The organism is Fructobacillus pseudoficulneus (assembly GCF_900108455.1).
GTDB classification, from domain to species: Bacteria; Bacillota; Bacilli; order Lactobacillales; family Lactobacillaceae; genus Fructobacillus; species Fructobacillus pseudoficulneus.
Genome location: NZ_FNWS01000007.1, coordinates 26,498 through 45,215 on the forward strand (window position 1 = coordinate 26,498; position 18,718 = coordinate 45,215).

Here is an 18,718-nt window from a genome sequence, read left to right on the forward strand (position 1 = left end):
TGGGCCAGCCCCTTTCGTTATTAAAAGTGAATCAATAGCGTTCCGATGAAGAGAACGGTAAAGGCAATGGTCGCAATGGTTGCGAGGACATCTGCCTGTGTAAAGGACAAAACGCGGTAGCGAGTCCGATTGTCGGCACTCTCGAAGCCACGAACCTCCATGGCGTTGGCCAAGTCTAGGGCCCGTTGCAAGGCGCCGATAAAGAGTGGAATCAAGAGTGGTAAGACGGCCTTTGACCGCTGCCACAGTGACCCGGTGGACAATGACATCCCCCGCGACTTTTGTGCCTTCATCACCTTGTCCGTTTCCCCCATCAGCAATGGAACAAAACGAAGGGCAATCGACAGCATCAGCGCCAGCTCGGCTACTGGGACCTTAATCGCCTTCAGTGGTGCCAGCAATGATTCCAAGGCGCTGGCAATCGATGTTGGTGGTGTCGTGAGCGTCAACGCCGTTGACATCAAGACAATCAAAACAAAACGCACGATGACATAAAAGGCGTTCACAACACCTGGCACCGTAATCGTGATAAAGGACCAGTGCCACAAAACGGGCGTCCCACCGGTAAAGAGTAGCTGCAAGCAGACTGTAAAAAGAATCAGCCACAAGATTGGCTTAATCCCCCGCCAGTAAAGAGCAAGGCTTTGACCAGTTAAGACCAGTGTCAAGCCTAAGAAAGCGGCCGCCAGCAAATAAGCTGGCCACTGGTTGGCAAAGACCAGCAAAAAAACGTAAGCAACCGTCACTAAAATTTTGGTACGCGGATCTAATTTGTACAGCCAAGCCTTCCCAGGAATGAACTGACCAATCACAAGATTATTCATGAAGGTCACCTCCCCGGCTGTTACTAGTGAGCACTTGGTCGGCGCTTGATTGGCTTGCTTGTTGCGACTGCCAATCAGCCCCAGCCACATTAACAGGCTCCGTCACCTGTGACCAGTCGACTTGCTTGGCAATCTGCGCAGCGACATCCGCTACCGATGTGGGTAAGTGGTCAAAATGATACCCTTTTTCCTCTAAGTCCTTAGCAAAGGCCACCGGTGTTGGCAAATCCAAGGAATGATCCAAGAACCACTGGCGGCTTCGCTGGAACAGCTGGTCTGGCGCTTCGACTGCGGCCACTTGCCCGTCTTGCATGACAACAACCTGGTCAGCAAGAGCCAAAACCTGATCCATCTGGTGTGAAATCAAGACAACCGTCTTGCCCTCTGTTCGAAGGCTGCGTAAGAGGTCTAATAGTTCCAACTGCCCCTGCGGGTCCAAGCCCGCTGCCGGTTCGTCAAAGACCATTGCCTTAGGGTTCATCGCTAAGACACCGGCGAGGGCGACACGACGCATTTGCCCACCTGAAAGGTCAAATGGTGATCGTTGCCAAAATTCTTCGGCCAAACTGACCCGATTAAGGGCTTTCTTCGCCAGTTCTTCCGCCTCTTCTGCCGTTTTGCCAAAGTTTTTTGGGCCGTACATGACATCCTCTAAGACGGTCGCCGCAAAGAGTTGATTTTCTGGAAATTGGAAGACCATCCCCACCTGGGCGCGGACTGCCGGCAAGGCCTTTTCCTTGGTCTTGCTGGTGATGACTTGGTCACCAACCACGACTTGTCCCCCACTAGGTAAGAGCAAGGCGTTGAGGTTCTGAACCAAGGTCGATTTTCCAGAGCCGGTCTGGCCGACAATCGCCGTAATCCGACCGCTGGGTATCGTTAAGTTAATATCATCTAAAATTGTTGGTGATTGCTTCGCCCCACCGTAGTGGAAGGTTAAGCCTTCAATGTTGATAGCCATGCAGCCAACTCCTGCTTCGATAAGTACTGCTGGGGTGCCTTTGGGAGCGCCTCTTGTAATTGAGTTTCAAATGGTTGATCCAAGCCAAGTTGCTTGAGGGCCGCCCCTTGGACAAACAATGCCGCTGGTTTTTCATCAAGGGCAAGTTCGCCATCATTAATCACCACAATCCGGTCGGCCAAGGCCGCTTCATCCATATCATGGGTAATCATAATCAAAGTCAGCTGGTCTTGGTACTTAGCCTTTAATTCCTGCAAAGTGGCCAAAACGGCGCTTTTCCCGGCTGGATCAAGCATCGCCGTTGCCTCATCCAAAATGATGACCTTGGGCTTCAATGCCAAAACGGAAGCCAAGGCAACCCGCTGCTTTTGCCCACCGGATAAGGTATGTGGTTCGCGGTCAGCAAAGTCTGCCATCCCCACTTGTTGCAAGGCCGCTTCAATCAGCGCTGGCATTTCTGCTGATGGCACCTGGCGATTTTCCAAACCAAAGGCCACGTCATCGGCAACCGTTGCCCCGACAAATTGGTTATCAGGATTTTGGAAGACCATCCCCACCTGAGCGCGGACCGCCGCCAGGCTTGCCGGGGTTAGTTCTTGCCCAAAGACGGTAATGTCGCCAGACTGTGCCTCCAATAGGCCCAAAACTAGCTTTGCCAGCGTCGACTTACCAGAACCATTATGGCCAACAATTGAAAGCCATTGCCCCTCTGGCACCGTTAGCTGGAAGTCTTGGAAAAGTGGCTCACCTTCTTGGTAGCCATAATTTAAATTGTCGATTGTAATTGCGTTCATCATTACCAAATATTTTACCATATTTAACCGGTAAAACGGCGGCAGGGTCGGTCTGGTCTTGATTCTATACAAAAAAGAAGCGGCTATCCCGCTTCTTTTCTTTTAGCGATTTCGCTTGGAAAGCGCCGTGTTAATTTTTTCAATTTGCAAGACCTGTTTCGTCTTAATCACGATCCAAACCACCACGTAGCAGGAAAAGAACAAGAGCCAAAAGCGGTAATTGGCCAAATTACCATGAAAGGCATCCGTCCAATACTCCGTTAGCGAAACCAGAACCATCGTTCCCAACAGGTGCAAGACCAAGGCCAGCAAATATGATAACCGGTCAATATTAAATAGCAGACCCAAAATGCCAATAGCGGCGCTCATCACTAAAATCGCTACAATATCCTGGCTGCGGATGACGATGCCACCGCCAAAAAATAATAAGACGAGCAGATAGGTTAGCGAGCCATATTCCAAGCCGGTAATCGCCTTCAATAGTATTTGTCTCATGCTTCCCCCTATAGTCCCAGCTTTTCAGTCAAATTTTTAACATAACGTCGACTGACCGTACTTTTATTGCCTGCCGCCAGAATTGCCGTCATATTGCCGGAAAAACTATTCGACAACGATTGCAGCTGATCCAAGTTGATCACGGCGTGTTTGGAAATTTGCACAAAGTTATCCCGGTTGAGCCGTTCCAAAAAGTGCGCTAACCGTTCATTACTGACAATTTGCTGGTTGGCTGTTTGTATCAGTAATTCCGCTCCATTAACGTCCACTAAAATAATTTGCGCGACTTTAATCACGAGAATTTCATCGGCCGTTTTGACGGTAATGACGTCATTCATGGCCGACAACGTCTTTGCTGGTTGGTAGCGCTGCAAATAAGCCATGAGGTCATCAACAGCCGGGCCTTTTTGGGCGGCCGTGACCGTGACTTGCACAGCATCCGCCGGCAAATTTGGATTGTTCTCAAAGTTAATTTCCAAAGTCGCTGTCAACCTTCTTACCCATTTTTGCTGGTCTGCCGCTTTGCCAAAAGGGCTACCACCAGTGTTAATCCTATGATTAATACTAGCACAAATTCGTAACTTTGCGTCTTGGTCAGTAGTTCGGACCATTGGACCCGAACACCCATTTCCTGGTCAAAACTGTGTAAGCGAGTTACTTGGCCACTAAAGACCGATTTAAGTGTTGGGTCCATCAGCACTTGCCGGTAGAGCGAAGCCACGTAAAAACCAGGCGTAACCTTCATCAAGCTTTGGGCAAAGTCTGGCAAAGAGCCAACCGGGATGTAGTTTCCGACCAAAAAACCAACTGCCGTCCCGATTACTGTTCCTAATTTGCCAAGGGTATCGCTATTGTTTAGACGGTAAACCAGCAGGTAGTTCACTAAAGTCGCCAGCACCGCGCTGATCACCATCAGCCAAACCAGTTCACCCAGCTGGTTCCAAGGGAACGTCATTTGGTCTACCACCGCAAAGTAAGCCGCCATAATCACAAACATCATGACTTGCATGCAAAAACCAATCAAGGCCGCACTGACAATGTAACTTGCTTGCAGGGTAAACGGCTGGACATCCGTTAATTGTAGGTCCTCTAAGACGTGGTTCTCACGGTCGTGGATGAGCTGCGACAGGCTGGCAAAGGTCGTTGTAATCCCGGTAACAGCCAGCGTGCCACCAATCAACCAGGTATCTAGTAACTGGTTTTTTTGACTAATGCCGGTCCAATCGCTGCTGATTCCTTTTTTCAAGAAAATAATAAAGAGGAGAAAGGAAATTCCAGCGCCCATCAGCGACATCACCACCCCACTGCGGTTACGGAAATAAAGTAAGAGGTTTCTTTTAATTAATGCTAACATTTCAACGCATTTCCTTTCCTGTCAAGTTCACAAAAGCATCATCCATGCTGCCACCAACGTAGACAAAGTCTTCAATTTCTGCCTTAAATCGACTGAGCAGATCAATTACCTCTGCCGCCGTCAAATCACGAATCACAATTTCTTCAAGGTGGTTGGTCGACACAGTCAGTCCTGCTTGCCCTAATCGTTCGGCCAAAGTAAGATCTTTACCGGTGAGCGTCAATCGACTTTTGGCATACTCTTGCTTGATCGACTGGGCTGACCCTTCGGCAATAATCTGACCGTGGTCGACAATATAAACCTCATCCGCCTCTTCTGTTTCATCCAAATAATGAGTGGTTAAGATGATGGTTAATCCTCTTTTTTCCTGCAGGTCTTTTAGCAGGTCCCAGATCGCAAGCCGGGTTTGGATGTCGAGACCCGTCGTTGGCTCATCGAGAAATAAAATAGCCGGCTTGTTCAATAGGGCCCTGGCAATGTCGACTCGTCTCTTTTGACCTCCTGACAAGGTCTGGTAGCGTTGGTCAGTAAAATTAGTCAATCCCAAATCCTGAATTAGTGTCGTCACCCAGTCTGCAGTCACATGGTGGTATTGCTTGGCACGCAGGTTTAGATTTTCTCGCACCGTCAAATTACCATCAAGAACACTGGCCTGAAACACCACGCCAATTGTGGTCTTGGGGGCATAGGTGATTGTCCCACTCGTTGGCTTCAGTAGACCGGTTAGCATTCGCATCGTAGTCGACTTTCCCGCCCCATTAGGACCGAGAATTGCGGTCAGACTGCCCCGCTGTATTGCTAAATTAATTTTATTAACAGCTGTTTTTGCTGCAAAAGTTTTAGTTAAGTCCTTCGTCTGTAAAATCATCATTTGCCTCTCCTTTGTTGTTCTCATAGTAACAACTTTGTCAGAGCAAATCTCGGCTTTACCGCTATCCGGTTCAAATGCGCGGCTAAGCGGTTACGAATTTTTCTTTAAGTTATTTGGAAACGTTCCAATCAACACTGCGCTTTCCAAGAAAAACCTGTATAATGATATAAAATAGGATAAAAGGGACTTTTAATGCCAAAAAAAATTATTGCAATCGCCGGTGCGGGATTGGCCGGTGTCTACATTGCAAGCCGCCTGTCTAGAAAGTTGAGGCATACGGACTACCAAATTTTACTGTTTAATGATGGTAGCGAAGACATGACCTTACAAAGCGTCTTACCACAAATTGCCGTGGGGACCGTTAAATATCAGGCCGCTCTTTACAATTTAAAACAAATTCTCAAACATAAAAAGAATGTTGAGTTTATTAATCAAGAAGTTATTGACGTTGACTTTGATCGAAACATCTTAATGACTCGACTTAACGATTACCAATTTGATTATTTCGTGGCCGCCACCGGTTCTTTCGTGTCTGACCAAGGAATCCCTGGCGCCCTTCAACACGCCACCTTTTTTAATTCTTTTAAAGGGGCTATGTCAATTCGGAAAAAGTTAACCGACTTTGTTAACTTAGCTAAAAAAGATTCTAGTAAGCAATTAAATTTGGCAATTGTCGGTGGTGGCCCGAGCGGGGTCGAACTCGCTGCCGAATTAGCCAATTTTAAGAAGCACCAGCACATCAAGCCCACTCAGATTGCTGTGACATTAGTCAATGCCGATCAAGTCCTTCTACCTTCCCTCACGCAACCCGAAATCAGTCAAAAAGCAAAAGACTTTTTGACTCAAAATGGTATTGAAATCATTAACGACGTGCGTGTGATTGGGGTTAATGACAGCCAGCTAACCTTAGAAAATGGTCAACGAATTTTGACAGACCAAGTTTATTGGGCAGCAGGTTTACAAGGACAACCAATAGCTAATCATTGGGGGCTTGCGATTAACGAGGACGGGCAAATTACCGTTGACGAGCATTTCCATATTTTGACTGAAAACGGCAACCCGCTGACGAATGCCTTTGCGGCTGGTAACATTGCCGCCTTTACACGCAATAACAAAGAAGGCTTGCCTCAACTAGCCTTAGCGATACAGTATGCCGGTAATATTATCGTTAATCAAATGCTTTACCACTTTGATGAGGCCGATTCTGCCGGTAAAAACGCCAAAGAGAAGTCATCACCACGCTATTTTGTCAGCTTGGGTAAGTCGAGTCGAATGGTGTCTCAAATGCTTATGGTCATAACGGTACCTTTGGTCTCACCGCCCGTTTAGCCAAGCATTATTTGAATCTTTCCTTTTTTATCAAGATTCGTTCCGCTTATGGTTTTTTCCGCTATTTGCGCTACGGAATTCCATTCAAATAAGCAACTAATAGCAAACAAAAAAGCCCGAAACCTTAATGGTTTCGGGCTTTGTGATTAAACTGAAATTAGTCAACTAACTCCAAGATAACCATTTGTGCAGCGTCTCCACGACGTTGAACAGTCTTTAAGATGCGAGTGTAACCACCATTACGTTCTGCAAAACGTGGTGCCACTTCTTCAAACAACTTTTGCAAAGCAGTTTGTACGCGAATGTTGTCGCCATCTTCCTTAACGTCAGCAACTTCGTTACGCACGAACTTAGCAGCCTTACGACGGGCAGCCAAGTCAGCATGCTTACCGAGCGTGATCATCTTGTCAGCTGTCTTGCGAACTTCTTTGGCACGGGCTTCAGTAGTTTGAATCCGACCATTAATCAACAAGTCAGTTGTCAAGTCACGCAACATTGCCTTACGTTGTGATGATGTACGGCCTAGCTTACGGTATGACATCGGTTAATCCTCCTTTTTCTAAACTTTTGATGAATATTAATCTTCTTGACGGAAACCGATACCCATTTCGGTCAATTTTTCTTGAATTTCGTCTAATGACTTACGTCCTAAGTTACGAACTTTCATCATATCGGCTTCTGAACGGGCAGTCAACTCTTCAATCGTGTTGATACCTGCGCGCTTCAAGCTGTTATATGAGCGAACTGACAAATCTAAGTCTTCGATTGGAGCAGCATCAGCGGCTGTGTTAGCTGCTGGTTCGCTTTCAACCATGACCTTAGTGTCTTGGGCAACGGGGGAAATATCCGTGAACAAGTTCAAGTGTTCTGTTAGAATCTTTGAACCAAGACTCAAAGCATCGCTTGGCTTGATTGAACCGTTAGTCCAAACTTCCATGGTCAGCTTATCGTAATCGTCGCGAGAACCAACACGCTTGTTTTCAACGTGGTAGTTAACTCGTTCGATTGGTGTATAAATCGAATCAACCGTTAAAACACCGATTGGCATTTCATCACGTAATTGCTTGTTTTCTTCAGCTGAAGAGTAACCCCGACCCTTCACAGCAGTAACAGTCATGTGCAATGCCTTTCCAGCTGCCAAGGTTGCAATATGCAAGTCCGGATTCAAGACTTCAATGTCAGCAGAACCCATAAGGTCTGCTGCCGTTACGTCCTTTGGTCCTTGAACATCAATTTCCAAAGCGTGCTCTTCCGCTGAGTCCGTAGCAAAAACAACTTTTTTCAAGTTCAAAATCAACTGTGTCACATCTTCTACGACACCGTCAACGGTTGAGAATTCGTGAACAACACCGTCGATTTGAACTGTGTTTACTGCTACGCCGGGAAGCGATGATAACAAAACACGACGAAGGGAGTTACCCAAAGTCGTACCGTAACCACGCTCCAGAGGTTCTACGATGAACTTACCGTAGTTGGCATCCTCTTCGATGTTATGAATATCTGGCTTTTCAAATTCAATCATCTGTTAACTCTAACCCCCTCTTTCAAAGCAAGCGCAATGAAAATCAATTAAACACGACGACGCTTTGGTGGGCGTGATCCGTTATGGGGAACTGGGGTAACATCCTTGATTGACGTTACTTCAAGACCAGCTGCGGCCAATGCACGAATTGCTGATTCACGACCTGAACCAGGGCCCTTAACCGTAACAGCAACTGTACGCATGTTAACTTCCAATGCGGACTTTGCAGCTGCTTCCGCTGCTTGTTGTGCAGCGAATGGCGTTGACTTACGTGATCCCTTGAATCCAAGGGCACCAGCTGATGACCAGGCAACAGCGTTACCTTGGGCATCGGTAATCATGACGATAGTGTTATTGAAAGTAGCGTGGATATGAGCCACACCAGATTCAATGTTCTTTTTAACGCGACGCTTGCGCGTAGTACGAACTGCCATAATTTTTGCCTCCTTTTCAATACTTTTATAATTTCTCGGGTTAGTGATGACTAACCAACATTACACAACTTTGGTTGTGATAATCATTTTTCCACAATCTGTGGCTCTTTTAGAAAAGGACAGCAGTCTTGCGACAAAATGCCGTTTTCTGTTTAAAGAGATTGGCAAAAAGTGTTTTACTTCTTCTTACCAGCAATTGCCGTAGCTGGGCCTTTGCGAGTACGGGCGTTGTTCTTCGTGTGTTGTCCACGAACGGGCAATCCCTTACGGTGACGAATACCACGGTATGAGGCGATTTCTTGCAATCCCTTGATATCAAGTGATACCTTACGACGCAAGTCACCTTCCAACTGCAAGTTCAATGCTGCGATTGCTTCACGGATTTGATCTTCTTGATCAACCGTCAAATCACGAACACGAACGTCTTCAGAAACCTTAGCAGTAGCCAAGATCTTTTGGGCAGTTGTATTACCGATTCCGTAGATGTATGTTAAACCAATGACAATTCGCTTGTCACGTGGCAAATCAATACCTTCAATACGAGCCATAACAATTTACCTCCTTTTAATATTTTGAAAGAACTTTTAAGTTCATTTTCAAGCTGTTTTAGTGTTTGATAAGAAATTACTTACCTGCGCGTTGCTTGTGCTTAGGGTTAGCTGGGCAAATGATCATTGTCCGGCCGTTACGCTTAATCACACGGCAAGATTCGCACATTTTTTTAACTGATGGACGTACCTTCATAATCTATTCCTCCTATTCGGTTAACTGATTATTGTAGACCGCTCCTTTTAACGGAAACGGTAAGTAATACGACCCTTTGTCAAGTCGTAAGGCGACATTTCAACTGTGACGCGGTCACCAGGCAAGATCCGAATGTAATTCTTACGAATCTTCCCGGAGACGTGCGCTAAGATGACAGCACCATTTTCAAGTTCGACTTGGAACATTGCATTTGGCATCGTTTCTTTAACTTTGCCTTCAATTTCAATGACATCGTTGGCCACGCAGATTACCTCCTATGTAACCATATTCAACATAATTGATAAGTGCTTAACCTATACAATTATACCAGAATTTCCTTGCTATATCAAGAAGAATCGCTTAGTCCAAGGCATCCAAGACTGTTTTTACATCACTGTAAATTCGGTCTAATTCACCATTTCCATCAATAGTGTGCAAAACACCATGATTTTCATAGTAATCAACCAAAGGCAAGTTCGCCTTCTTATTTACTTCCAAACGGTGTGCGATAACATCTTTGGTGTCATCGGCCCGTCCCCGGTTCATTAACCGGTCAACCAAAACTTGGTCAGGAACTTGGAAGTACAAGGTAGCCGAAACCTTATCGTTACGGTCGGCTAAAAATTGGTCCAAGAACTTAGCCTGTTCCTCGTTACGAGGATAGCCGTCAAGCATGAAGCCATTTTCGACGACATCACTTTGCGCCAAACGGTCTGCGACCATCGCGTTTGTGATTTCATCAGGTACCAAGTTACCAGCATCCATGAAGGCTTTTGCTTTTTGTCCAAGCTCAGTTTCTTCTTTCATGTTGGCCCGGAAGATATCACCAGTACTAATGTGAACCATTGGATAATCAGCAATGATCTTCTCGGCTTGAGTTCCCTTACCTGCACCAGGCAAGCCTAACAAAATTAAGTTTTTAGTCATGATTGGACTCCTTTTACCAGCTTAACGGATGAAACCAACGTAGTTCTTCTTTTGCAACAAACCATCAATTTGACGAATCAAATCAAGGGTAACCCCGATGGCAATGAGCAAAGAAGTTCCACCTAGTCCAATTTTTTCGTTGAGTCCCCAAAGGTCAGATGCAATCAATGGAACCAAGGCAACAAAACCAAGGTACAAAGCACCAACAAACGACAAGCGTAGGAGTAACTTTGTCACAAACTTTTGTGTTTCAGTTCCAGGACGAACATCGACGATGTAGGCCCCTTGCTTTTGCAGGTTTTCAGCCAACTTTTCTGGGTTGACCTGAACAAATGCGTAGAAGTACGTAAAGAGGATAATCAACACAGTGTAGAAAATCGCTCCGGTGGTTGTTTGCATCGAGAAAATCTGTTGCAAAACTTTAAACCATCCGACATTACTGTACTTACTTTGGAAAGCAAAGAGGATTGTCTGAGGTGTTGAGATCAATGACGAAGCAAAGATCACAGGGATAACCCCAGAAACGTTCAACTTCAATGGCAAGTAAGCTTCTGCTCCATAAGAGGAAGCTGACCGCGTATATTGAATTTGTAGACGACGGCTGGCTTCATAGAACCAGGTTGTGATTCCAATTACCAAAACGATTGCCGCCAACAATACCGCTATAAAAATCCAGCCGGTTACCTTGTCAGAACCACTCGTTTGTAGGACGTTTTCCTTGAAAATTTCCCACAAACCAGATGGCATTTGAGAAATAATTCCTGAGAAGATAATCATAGAAACACCGTTTCCAAGACCCTTTTCAGTAATCATCTCTCCCAACCACATGGCAAAGAAAGTTCCAATAGTCATGACCGACCCAATCAGTAGGAAGGAGGTCACGTTATTGGTGTGCTTCACCAAACCATAGGCGGCTAAGGAGTTGAAACCAGCTGTAATACCAACTGATTGCAAAAAGGCAAAGATAATGGTCAAATATCGCGTTGCTTGATTCAGCTTACGACGACCAACTTCACCTTGTTTACTCCATTCAACAAAACGTGGCACGATATCTAATTGCAGCAACTGCACAACAATTTGCGCAGTAACATATGGTGACACACCCATCGCGAAAAGCGAGAAGTTTAGTAAGCCACCACCCGAGAAAATATTCAAAATATTCAACAAGCCTGAACCGGAAACCGAATTCAAGGCAGCAGGATTTACACCTGGAACGGTGATATGAGTCCCAATGCGGTAAACAAAGAGAATCAAAATCGTCCAAAGCATCTTCTTACGAATATCCTTTTGTCGGATTGCATTAAATAGCGTGCGCCACATTTAGATCACCTCGGTTGTACCACCAGCTTGTTCGATGGCCTTAACTGCAGCAGCAGAGAACTTGTGGGCCTTAATCGTCAACTTCTTTTCCAATTGACCATTACCCAAGACCTTGATACCGTCTTTTTGGTTCTTTACTACACCGTTTTCAATCAACAAAGCAGGTGTTACTTCAGTGCCGTTATCGAAGTTGTTCAACTTGTCCAAGTTAACAACTGCGAATTCCTTGCGTGAGATGTTAGTAAATCCACGCTTTGGAATACGACGGTACAAAGGCATTTGACCACCTTCGAAACCAAGACGTGTCTTACCACGGGCTTTTTGTCCCTTTTGGCCTCGACCAGCAGTCTTACCGTTTCCAGATGAAGTTCCACGTCCAACACGGTTACGTGATTGGCGTGAACCCAAAGCAGGTTGCAATTCGTTCAAATTCATCGTTTGGTCCCTCCTTTTTCTAAATTTTTTTACTTTACTTCTTCAACAGCAACCAAGTGAGCAATATGGAAGATTGCACCACGTGTAGCTGCGTTATCAGGCTTCACCACTGAGCTTGACACACGGTTAAGTCCAAGTGACTTAACAATGGCACGTTGCTTAGGCAAGCGATGAGCCGCACTCTTAATCAAAGTGATTTTCAAATCAGCCATGTTATCGCTCCTTATTCAGCCAAGTGTTCCAATGAAACACCACGTAACTTTGCCACTTGTTCAGCATCCTTCAAGCTGTTCAATGCATCAAAAGTTGCACGAACAACGTTGACAGGAGTTGATGAACCCAATGACTTAGCAGTCACATCGTTAATACCAGCCAATTCCATTACGGAACGAGTGGCACCACCAGCGGCAACCCCGGCACCTTCTTTAGCAGGCTTAACCAAGATCTTACCACCAGCCCATTCACCAAGAACTTCGTGAGGAATAGTAGTACCAACAGTTGGTACAGTGATCAAGTTACGCTTTGCGTCTTCAACGGCCTTACGGATAGCTTCAGGCACTTCTTGCGCCTTACCAGTTCCAAAACCTACGTGACCTTGCTTATCTCCAACGACAACCAAAGCACCGAAGCGCAAACGACGTCCACCCTTAACAACCTTGGTAACACGGTTAATTGCAACAACGTTTTCTTCTAATTCGCCTAATTCCTTAGGGTTTACGAATTCAGTCATTTGTATTATTCCTCCTTTCCTTAGAACTTCAAGCCGTTTTCACGAGCAGCGTCGGCCAAAGCCTTCACACGTCCGTGATAAACATAACCACCACGATCAAAGACAACTTCTTCAATCTTAGCAGCCTTAGCGTTCTTAGCGATCAATTCGCCAACCTTAACGGCTTGTTCAACTTTAGTACCGGTAACATCGGCACTTTGTGATGAGGCACTTGCTAGCGTTACACCCGCTACGTCATCAATTAATTGAGCGTAGATGTTTACATTAGAACGGAAAACGTTCAAACGTGGGCGAGCAGCAGTACCAGAAATCTTTCCACGGACACGCTTGTGGCGTTGTACGCGAAGCTTATTCTTATCTGGTTTCGTAATCATAGCTGTGCTTTCCTTTTCTTTAAGTGGCTAAACCACTTTCAAATAATCTTTGTTTAAATATAAGACGGTGAATGTAGGCAAAAGCTTACTTACCAGTCTTACCTTCCTTACGACGGACAACTTCGCCTTCGTAACGAATTCCCTTACCCTTATATGGTTCGGGTGGGCGAATTGCGCGAACTTCCGCAGCAAAATCACCAACGGCTTGCTTTGAGATTCCAGAAATCTTGATAGTCAAGGCATCAGGAACTTCAACAGTCAAACCTTCGCGATCTTCAAAGTCAACTGGGTGTGAATAACCAACTGACAAAGTCAACTTTGAACCAGACTTAGCGGCACGGTAACCAACACCGACCATCTTCAAAGTCTTTGAGAAGCCATCTGTAACTCCTTCAACCATGTTTGAGAAGTTAGCAGTAGTAGTTCCGTGCAAAGCACGGTGCTTCTTGTCTTCAGCTGCACGAGTAAATGATACTTCAGTACCATCCATGTGCATCGTAATTTCAGGGTTGATTGTGTAGTTCAATTCACCCTTAGGTCCCTTAACAGTCACAAATTGACCGTCTTGCTTGACTTCAACGCCAGCAGGGATCGTAACGATCTTATTTCCAATACGGCTCATGGTAAGTCTCCTTTCTTAGATATATTACCAAACGTAAGCCAGCACTTCGCCACCGACTTGCTTAGCACGTGCTACCTTATCAGTTACAACACCGTTTGACGTTGAAACGATAGCAATACCAAGGCCATTCAAGACCTTAGGCATGTCTTCAGCCTTAGCATACTTACGCAAACCAGGCTTTGACACACGCTTAATACCAGTGATGACACGCTCTTGATCTTCTCCGTACTTCAAGAATACGCGGATTACACCTTGCTTGTTGTCTTCCAAGTATTCTACATCACGGATGAAACCTTCTTGCTTCAAGATCTCGGCAATGCTCTTCTTCATTTTTGATGCTGGGATTTCAACTGAAGCGTGACGCGCCATATTGGCGTTACGGATTCGAGTCAAAAAATCAGCGATTGGATCAGTCATAGACATCTATCGATATCCTCCTTTTATATTTTGAACGTCATCAAGAATTTGACACGCTCTTAATTGTTGCTGACCAATGTCAACAACAATTAAAAACGCGTCACTCAATTGAGTGACCACATTTTTAAATTACTTACTTAGCAAAAGGCATGCCCAAGCCAGAAAGCAATTCGAAACCTTCTTCGTCGCTTGAAGCAGTCGTTACAATAACGATGTCCAAACCACGAACGCGGTTAACCTTGTCAAAGTCGATTTCAGGGAAAATCAACTGTTCACGGATTCCCAAAGTGTAGTTTCCGCGACCATCAAAGGCCTTACCAGAAACACCATGGAAGTCACGAACTCGAGGCAAAGAGATGTTAATCAACTTGTCCAAGAATTCAAACATTCGTTCTCCACGCAAAGTAACCTTTGTACCGATAGCCATTCCTTCACGAAGACGGAATCCGGCGATTGACTTCTTTGCACGAGTGATCACTGGTTGTTGACCAGCAATCATCTTCAATTCTTCAACCGCTTCATCGAGGTTCTTTGAGTTTGAAACCGCATCACCAACACCCATGTTCAAAACGATCTTTTCGATCTTTGGGGCTTGCATTGGTGAAGTAAAGTTAAACTTCTTGATCAAAGCAGGTTGAACTTCATTAACATATTTTTCTTTTAATTCATTTGCCATGATAATGATTTCTACCTTTCAAAATAGATTATAGCTTTTTTAGCCTAGCACTTTGCCAGACTTCTTAGCAAAACGTACCTTCTTACCATCTTCAAACTTGAAGCCAACCTTGGTTGGTTCGTTAGTAGATGGGTCAATCAATTGTACGTTTGATGCATGGATAGGTGCTTCGATATCGATAACACCACCCTGTGGGTATTCGTTAGAAGGCTTTTGATGCTTCTTAACGAGGTTTACGCCTTCGACAACGACACGGTTCTTAGCAGCAACAGTCTTAGTAACTGTTCCTTCCTTACCCTTGTCCTTACCAGCGATGACGCGAACCTTATCACCTGTTTTTACAAACATGATTGGCTCCTCCTAGTAGTATTAAAGCACTTCTGGTGCCAATGAAACGATTCGCGTAAAGTTGTTGTCACGCAATTCACGTGCAACAGGGCCAAAAATACGCGTTCCAACTGGTGACTTGTCATCCTTTACGATAACAGCAGCGTTTTCATCGAAGTTGATGTATGAACCGTCAGTCCGACGTACGTCAGATACAGTTCGCACGATGACAGCCTTAACGACGTCACCCTTCTTAACGTTACCACCAGGGATAGCTTGCTTAACAGTTGCGACAATCATGTCACCAATGCCAGCAACCTTACGGCCAGAACCACCGAGCACTTTAATCGTCAAGATTTCACGTGCGCCAGAGTTATCAGCCACTTTCAAACGACTCTCTTGTTGAATCATGGTTCATCCTCCTTGTTAGCAATAGTTTACGACGATTGGATTAAAGTCCGATTAGAGGATAACTGCCTCTTCGACAACCTTTACCAAACGGAAGTGCTTCGTTGCAGACAAAGGACGAGTTTCCATGATTTCAACAATATCGTTCATCTTAGCGACGTTGTTTTCGTCATGGGCCTTGAACTTCTTAGTATAGCGAACTCGCTTACCGTAAACTGGATGGTTGACATAAGTATCAACGGCAACAGTGATAGTCTTTTCCATCTTGTCGGAAACGACGCGACCACGGTAAGTCTTACGAGCGTTACGTTCTTCACTCATTTTTCAGCTTCTTCCTTTCGTCTTATTTGTTGGCTTGTGCCAATTGTTGTGCACGAATGACAGTCTTCACACGTGCGATGTCCTTACGAACTTTTGAAATACGGGCCGTGTTTTCTAATTGACCAGTAGCCAATTGAAAACGAAGGTTGAACAATTCTTCCTTGAATTCGGCTTCGCGCTTTTGCAAATCCGCAAGTGACAAAGCTTTTAATTCATTTGCTTTCGTCATTATTCAGCCTCCCGAGCAATAATCTTTGTACGTACAGGCAACTTGTGTTGGGCAAGACGCAAAGCTTCAAGGGCAACAGGCTTAGCCACGCCACCAACTTCAAACATTACCTTACCACGCTTAACAGGAGCAACCCAACCTTCGGGAGCACCCTTACCGTTACCCATTCGAACACCAACACCCTTAGATGTATATGACTTGTGAGGGAAGATCTTAATCCAAACCTTACCACCACGCTTCATATAACGGGTCATTGCAATACGGGCAGCTTCAATTTGACGGTTGGTAATCCAGCTTGAAGTTGTTGCTTGCAAGCCATAATCACCAAAAGCCACCGTCTTTCCACCCTTAGCTTCACCACGCATGTGGCCACGGTGTACACGACGGAATTTAACACGCTTTGGTACTAACATGTCTGCTTCCCTCCTTACTTGTTCTTTTTCTTTGGCAACACATCACCGCGGTAGATCCAAGTCTTGATACCCAAGTTACCGTAAGCAGTAGCTGCTTCGTCCCATGAATAATCAATATCTGCGCGAAGAGTGTGCAATGGAACTGTTCCTTCAGTATATTGTTCGATACGTGACATATCTGCCCCGTTCAAACGACCTGAAACAACAATCTTGATTCCCTTAGCACCGGCACGGCGGGCACGTTGAATAGCACCACGCATTGCACGACGGAAAGCGATACGACGTTCCAAATCACCTGCAACTTGCAAGCCCACCAAGTGAGCTGACAAATCAGGCTTCTTGATTTCAACAATATTGATAAACACGCGCTTGTGGCGACCGCGTTCGTCAACATTTGTCAACTTAGCTAATTGAGTCCGCAACTTTTCAACTTCGGAACCACCCTTACCAATAACCATTCCTGGCTTGGCAGTGTGCAAAGTCAAATCGATACGTGACTTCGTTGAGCGTTCAATTTCTACACGATCAACTGAAGCGTCCGTCAAGTTTTCTTCGATGTACTTACGAATACGCAAGTCTTCAAGAAGTTGGTTAGAAAAGTCTGCCTTGTCAGCAAACCACTTCGCATCCCAGTCACGGATGACACCGACACGGAAGCCAGTTGGGTTAATCTTTTGACCCATTACTTTTCCTCCTTCTCAGCAACCACAATGGTAATGTGGCTTGTGCGCTTGTTAATTGCAGAAGCAGATCCCTTTGCACGAGGACGGAAACGCTTAAGCGTTGGTCCTTCGTTGGCAAATGCTTCCTTAACGATCAAATCTTCACGGTCAAGTGAAAAGTTGTTTTCAGCGTTTGCAACTGCTGAGTTCAAAACCTTATAAATATCTTCTGTAGAAGTATTAGGTAGGAACTTCAAAATTGCGAATGCTTCGTTGACATTCTTCCGACGAATTGTGTCAAGAACTAAGCGCGCCTTACGAGGGGCAACGCGAACGATCTTGGCGGTCGCCCGAGCTGATGTTACTTGTTCAGCCATTTTTCATTTCCTCCTTACTTAGTTTTCTTATCGTCGTTCTTGTGTCCCTTGAACGTACGAGTTGGCACGAATTCACCAAGCTTGTGTCCAACCATGTCGTCTTGGACATAAACTGGAACGTGCTTGCGGCCGTCATAGACAGCAATTGTAAATCCGATAAAACTTGGGAAGATTGTTGAACGACGTGACCATGTCTTGATCACTGACTTCTTTTCTTGGTCCGCTTGGGCCTCAATCTTCTTAAGCAAGTGTGGGTCCGCAAATGGTCCCTTTTTCAAACTACGAGCCATTAGTTATCTCCTTCCCTTACTTACTCTTCCGACCACGAACGATGAACTTAGTTGAGTTCTTCTTCTTATCGCGAGTCTTCTTACCAGCAGTCTTCTTACCCCATGGAGAAAGTGGACTTGGACGACCAACAGGGGCCTTTCCTTCACCACCACCGTGAGGGTGATCGTTAGGGTTCATTACAGAACCACGAACGTGTGGGCGCTTTCCACGCCAACGGTTACGTCCGGCCTTACCCCAGTTGATCAATGAGTGTTCTGAGTTACCAACTTCACCAACAGTGGCGCGGTTAGTGCTCAAAACCAAACGTACTTCACCTGAAGTCAAACGAACGATTGTGTACTTACCATCACGTCCCAAAATTTGAGCAGATGCTCCAGCAGAACGTGCCAATTGGCCACCCTTACCGTTCTTCAATTCGATGTTGTGAATCAAAGTACCTTCAGGAATAGCGCTCAATGGCAAGGCATTACCGACCTTGATATCGGCATCAGGACCAGATTGAACCTTATCGCCAACCTTAAGTCCCTTAGGCGCCAAGATGTAAGCCTTGATACCATCTTCATATACCAACAAAGCAATGTTTGCTGTACGATTTGGATCGTATTCGATAGCCTTAACCGTAGCGAACTTGTCGTCCTTTGTACGCTTAAAGTCGATAATACGATAGGCTTGCTTGTGCCCACCAGCCTTGTGGCGAACTGTCATACGACCAGATGCGTTACGTGCACCAGTCTTTGACTTCTTTGCCAACAAACTCTTTTCGGGCGTCGTCTTCGTGATTTCTGCAAAATCAGAAGTCGTCATGTTACGACGTCCGTTTGAGGTTGGCTTGTATTTCTTGATAGCCAATGTCTTATCCTC

Annotated in this window: 32 protein-coding genes; 1 reads left to right on the forward strand and 31 read right to left on the reverse strand. The window is 45.4% G+C overall.

Annotated features, from left to right (window positions below; translation table 11 throughout):
• Positions 1-20: 20 nt before the first annotated feature.
• The 7 genes from BLW39_RS05975 to BLW39_RS06005 all read right to left on the reverse strand — a co-directional run bounded on the left by BLW39_RS05975 (position 21) and on the right by BLW39_RS06005 (position 5,296).
• Positions 21-824 carry an energy-coupling factor transporter transmembrane component T family protein gene (locus BLW39_RS05975; RefSeq protein WP_059378064.1) on the reverse strand — a complete coding sequence of 268 codons (804 nt, stop codon included), beginning with the start codon at positions 822-824 and terminating at the stop codon, positions 21-23.
• Positions 817-1,785: an energy-coupling factor transporter ATPase gene (locus BLW39_RS05980; protein WP_074717851.1), complete on the reverse strand. Its 969-nt coding sequence runs from the start codon at positions 1,783-1,785 to the stop codon at positions 817-819. Before BLW39_RS05980 ends, BLW39_RS05975 begins: the two co-directional genes overlap by 8 nt.
• Complete coding sequence (locus tag BLW39_RS05985) at positions 1,761-2,582, reverse strand: energy-coupling factor transporter ATPase (protein WP_059377902.1); 822 nt, start codon at positions 2,580-2,582, stop codon at positions 1,761-1,763. Before BLW39_RS05985 ends, BLW39_RS05980 begins: the two co-directional genes overlap by 25 nt.
• A gap of 99 nt (positions 2,583-2,681) precedes the next feature.
• Positions 2,682-3,074: a DUF3021 family protein gene (locus tag BLW39_RS05990; RefSeq protein WP_059377899.1), complete on the reverse strand. Its 393-nt coding sequence runs from the start codon at positions 3,072-3,074 to the stop codon at positions 2,682-2,684.
• 8 nt (positions 3,075-3,082) lie between these two features.
• Positions 3,083-3,565 (reverse strand): LytTR family DNA-binding domain-containing protein, encoded by a 483-nt coding sequence (locus BLW39_RS05995; protein WP_059377895.1) that lies wholly within the window; start codon positions 3,563-3,565, stop codon positions 3,083-3,085.
• 5 nt (positions 3,566-3,570) lie between these two features.
• Complete coding sequence (locus BLW39_RS06000) at positions 3,571-4,428, reverse strand: ABC transporter permease (RefSeq protein WP_059377891.1); 858 nt, start codon at positions 4,426-4,428, stop codon at positions 3,571-3,573.
• Between the two features lies 1 nt (position 4,429).
• Positions 4,430-5,296, reverse strand: a complete 867-nt coding sequence (locus BLW39_RS06005) for an ABC transporter ATP-binding protein (RefSeq protein ID WP_059378063.1) — start codon at positions 5,294-5,296, stop codon at positions 4,430-4,432.
• A gap of 195 nt (positions 5,297-5,491) precedes the next feature.
• On the opposite strand from BLW39_RS06005, the gene BLW39_RS06010 reads away from it, so the two are divergent.
• Positions 5,492-6,628: an NAD(P)/FAD-dependent oxidoreductase gene (locus BLW39_RS06010; RefSeq protein ID WP_059377890.1), complete on the forward strand. Its 1,137-nt coding sequence runs from the start codon at positions 5,492-5,494 to the stop codon at positions 6,626-6,628.
• Positions 6,629-6,785: 157 nt separating this feature from the next.
• Here the strand turns inward: BLW39_RS06010 and rplQ are convergent, their stop codons facing one another.
• The 24 genes from rplQ to rplB form a co-directional block, all read right to left on the reverse strand.
• Complete coding sequence (gene rplQ / locus BLW39_RS06015) at positions 6,786-7,169, reverse strand: 50S ribosomal protein L17 (protein ID WP_047975003.1); 384 nt, start codon at positions 7,167-7,169, stop codon at positions 6,786-6,788.
• A gap of 36 nt (positions 7,170-7,205) precedes the next feature.
• Complete coding sequence (locus BLW39_RS06020; RefSeq protein WP_059377884.1) at positions 7,206-8,150, reverse strand: DNA-directed RNA polymerase subunit alpha; 945 nt, start codon at positions 8,148-8,150, stop codon at positions 7,206-7,208.
• 47 nt (positions 8,151-8,197) lie between these two features.
• Positions 8,198-8,584, reverse strand: a complete 387-nt coding sequence (gene rpsK, locus BLW39_RS06025; RefSeq protein WP_047975005.1) for a 30S ribosomal protein S11 — start codon at positions 8,582-8,584, stop codon at positions 8,198-8,200.
• Positions 8,585-8,760: 176 nt separating this feature from the next.
• A complete protein-coding gene (gene rpsM, locus BLW39_RS06030) occupies positions 8,761-9,132 on the reverse strand; it encodes a 30S ribosomal protein S13 (RefSeq protein WP_047975006.1) in 372 nt (123 codons plus the stop codon).
• Positions 9,133-9,208: 76 nt separating this feature from the next.
• The gene (rpmJ, locus tag BLW39_RS06035) at positions 9,209-9,328 is read right to left on the reverse strand and encodes a 50S ribosomal protein L36 (RefSeq protein ID WP_074717856.1); all 120 of its coding nucleotides are present in this window, start codon (positions 9,326-9,328) and stop codon (positions 9,209-9,211) included.
• Between the two features lie 47 nt (positions 9,329-9,375).
• Positions 9,376-9,591, reverse strand: coding sequence for a translation initiation factor IF-1 (gene infA, locus BLW39_RS06040; RefSeq protein WP_010691205.1), 216 nt, complete (start codon positions 9,589-9,591; stop codon positions 9,376-9,378).
• Between the two features lie 97 nt (positions 9,592-9,688).
• Positions 9,689-10,255, reverse strand: coding sequence for an adenylate kinase (locus tag BLW39_RS06045; protein ID WP_059377875.1), 567 nt, complete (start codon positions 10,253-10,255; stop codon positions 9,689-9,691).
• A 21-nt stretch (positions 10,256-10,276) separates the two neighbouring features.
• Positions 10,277-11,575, reverse strand: a complete 1,299-nt coding sequence (secY, locus tag BLW39_RS06050; RefSeq protein WP_059377865.1) for a preprotein translocase subunit SecY — start codon at positions 11,573-11,575, stop codon at positions 10,277-10,279.
• Entirely contained in the window at positions 11,576-12,010 is a 435-nt protein-coding gene (gene rplO, locus BLW39_RS06055) for a 50S ribosomal protein L15 (protein ID WP_059377860.1), read from the reverse strand.
• Positions 12,011-12,039: 29 nt separating this feature from the next.
• Positions 12,040-12,222: a 50S ribosomal protein L30 gene (gene rpmD, locus BLW39_RS06060; RefSeq protein WP_047975010.1), complete on the reverse strand. Its 183-nt coding sequence runs from the start codon at positions 12,220-12,222 to the stop codon at positions 12,040-12,042.
• Between the two features lie 11 nt (positions 12,223-12,233).
• A complete protein-coding gene (gene rpsE / locus BLW39_RS06065; protein WP_059377854.1) occupies positions 12,234-12,740 on the reverse strand; it encodes a 30S ribosomal protein S5 in 507 nt (168 codons plus the stop codon).
• A 20-nt stretch (positions 12,741-12,760) separates the two neighbouring features.
• Entirely contained in the window at positions 12,761-13,114 is a 354-nt protein-coding gene (rplR, locus tag BLW39_RS06070; RefSeq protein WP_059377850.1) for a 50S ribosomal protein L18, read from the reverse strand.
• An 85-nt stretch (positions 13,115-13,199) separates the two neighbouring features.
• Entirely contained in the window at positions 13,200-13,736 is a 537-nt protein-coding gene (gene rplF, locus BLW39_RS06075; protein WP_059377843.1) for a 50S ribosomal protein L6, read from the reverse strand.
• 24 nt (positions 13,737-13,760) lie between these two features.
• Positions 13,761-14,159: a 30S ribosomal protein S8 gene (gene rpsH / locus BLW39_RS06080; RefSeq protein ID WP_059377840.1), complete on the reverse strand. Its 399-nt coding sequence runs from the start codon at positions 14,157-14,159 to the stop codon at positions 13,761-13,763.
• Positions 14,160-14,286: 127 nt separating this feature from the next.
• Positions 14,287-14,829: a 50S ribosomal protein L5 gene (rplE, locus tag BLW39_RS06085; RefSeq protein WP_059377838.1), complete on the reverse strand. Its 543-nt coding sequence runs from the start codon at positions 14,827-14,829 to the stop codon at positions 14,287-14,289.
• A gap of 39 nt (positions 14,830-14,868) precedes the next feature.
• A complete protein-coding gene (gene rplX, locus BLW39_RS06090; protein WP_059377835.1) occupies positions 14,869-15,177 on the reverse strand; it encodes a 50S ribosomal protein L24 in 309 nt (102 codons plus the stop codon).
• Between the two features lie 21 nt (positions 15,178-15,198).
• A complete protein-coding gene (rplN, locus tag BLW39_RS06095) occupies positions 15,199-15,567 on the reverse strand; it encodes a 50S ribosomal protein L14 (protein ID WP_047975017.1) in 369 nt (122 codons plus the stop codon).
• Positions 15,568-15,618: 51 nt separating this feature from the next.
• Positions 15,619-15,885, reverse strand: coding sequence for a 30S ribosomal protein S17 (rpsQ, locus tag BLW39_RS06100; RefSeq protein ID WP_059377831.1), 267 nt, complete (start codon positions 15,883-15,885; stop codon positions 15,619-15,621).
• Positions 15,886-15,907: 22 nt separating this feature from the next.
• Positions 15,908-16,114, reverse strand: a complete 207-nt coding sequence (rpmC, locus tag BLW39_RS06105) for a 50S ribosomal protein L29 (RefSeq protein WP_059377827.1) — start codon at positions 16,112-16,114, stop codon at positions 15,908-15,910.
• The gene (gene rplP, locus BLW39_RS06110) at positions 16,114-16,527 is read right to left on the reverse strand and encodes a 50S ribosomal protein L16 (RefSeq protein ID WP_047975020.1); all 414 of its coding nucleotides are present in this window, start codon (positions 16,525-16,527) and stop codon (positions 16,114-16,116) included. The genes rpmC and rplP overlap by 1 nt, the downstream gene beginning before the upstream one ends.
• Before the next feature lie 14 nt (positions 16,528-16,541).
• Positions 16,542-17,210: a 30S ribosomal protein S3 gene (rpsC, locus tag BLW39_RS06115; protein ID WP_047975021.1), complete on the reverse strand. Its 669-nt coding sequence runs from the start codon at positions 17,208-17,210 to the stop codon at positions 16,542-16,544.
• Positions 17,210-17,566 carry a 50S ribosomal protein L22 gene (gene rplV / locus BLW39_RS06120; RefSeq protein ID WP_010691186.1) on the reverse strand — a complete coding sequence of 119 codons (357 nt, stop codon included), beginning with the start codon at positions 17,564-17,566 and terminating at the stop codon, positions 17,210-17,212. Before rplV ends, rpsC begins: the two co-directional genes overlap by 1 nt.
• Positions 17,567-17,580: 14 nt before the next feature.
• On the reverse strand, positions 17,581-17,856 hold the full coding sequence (gene rpsS / locus BLW39_RS06125; protein ID WP_047975022.1) for a 30S ribosomal protein S19: 276 nt from the start codon (positions 17,854-17,856) through the stop codon (positions 17,581-17,583).
• Positions 17,857-17,872: 16 nt separating this feature from the next.
• Positions 17,873-18,706 (reverse strand): 50S ribosomal protein L2, encoded by an 834-nt coding sequence (gene rplB / locus BLW39_RS06130; RefSeq protein WP_059377824.1) that lies wholly within the window; start codon positions 18,704-18,706, stop codon positions 17,873-17,875.
• Positions 18,707-18,718 lie beyond the last annotated feature (12 nt).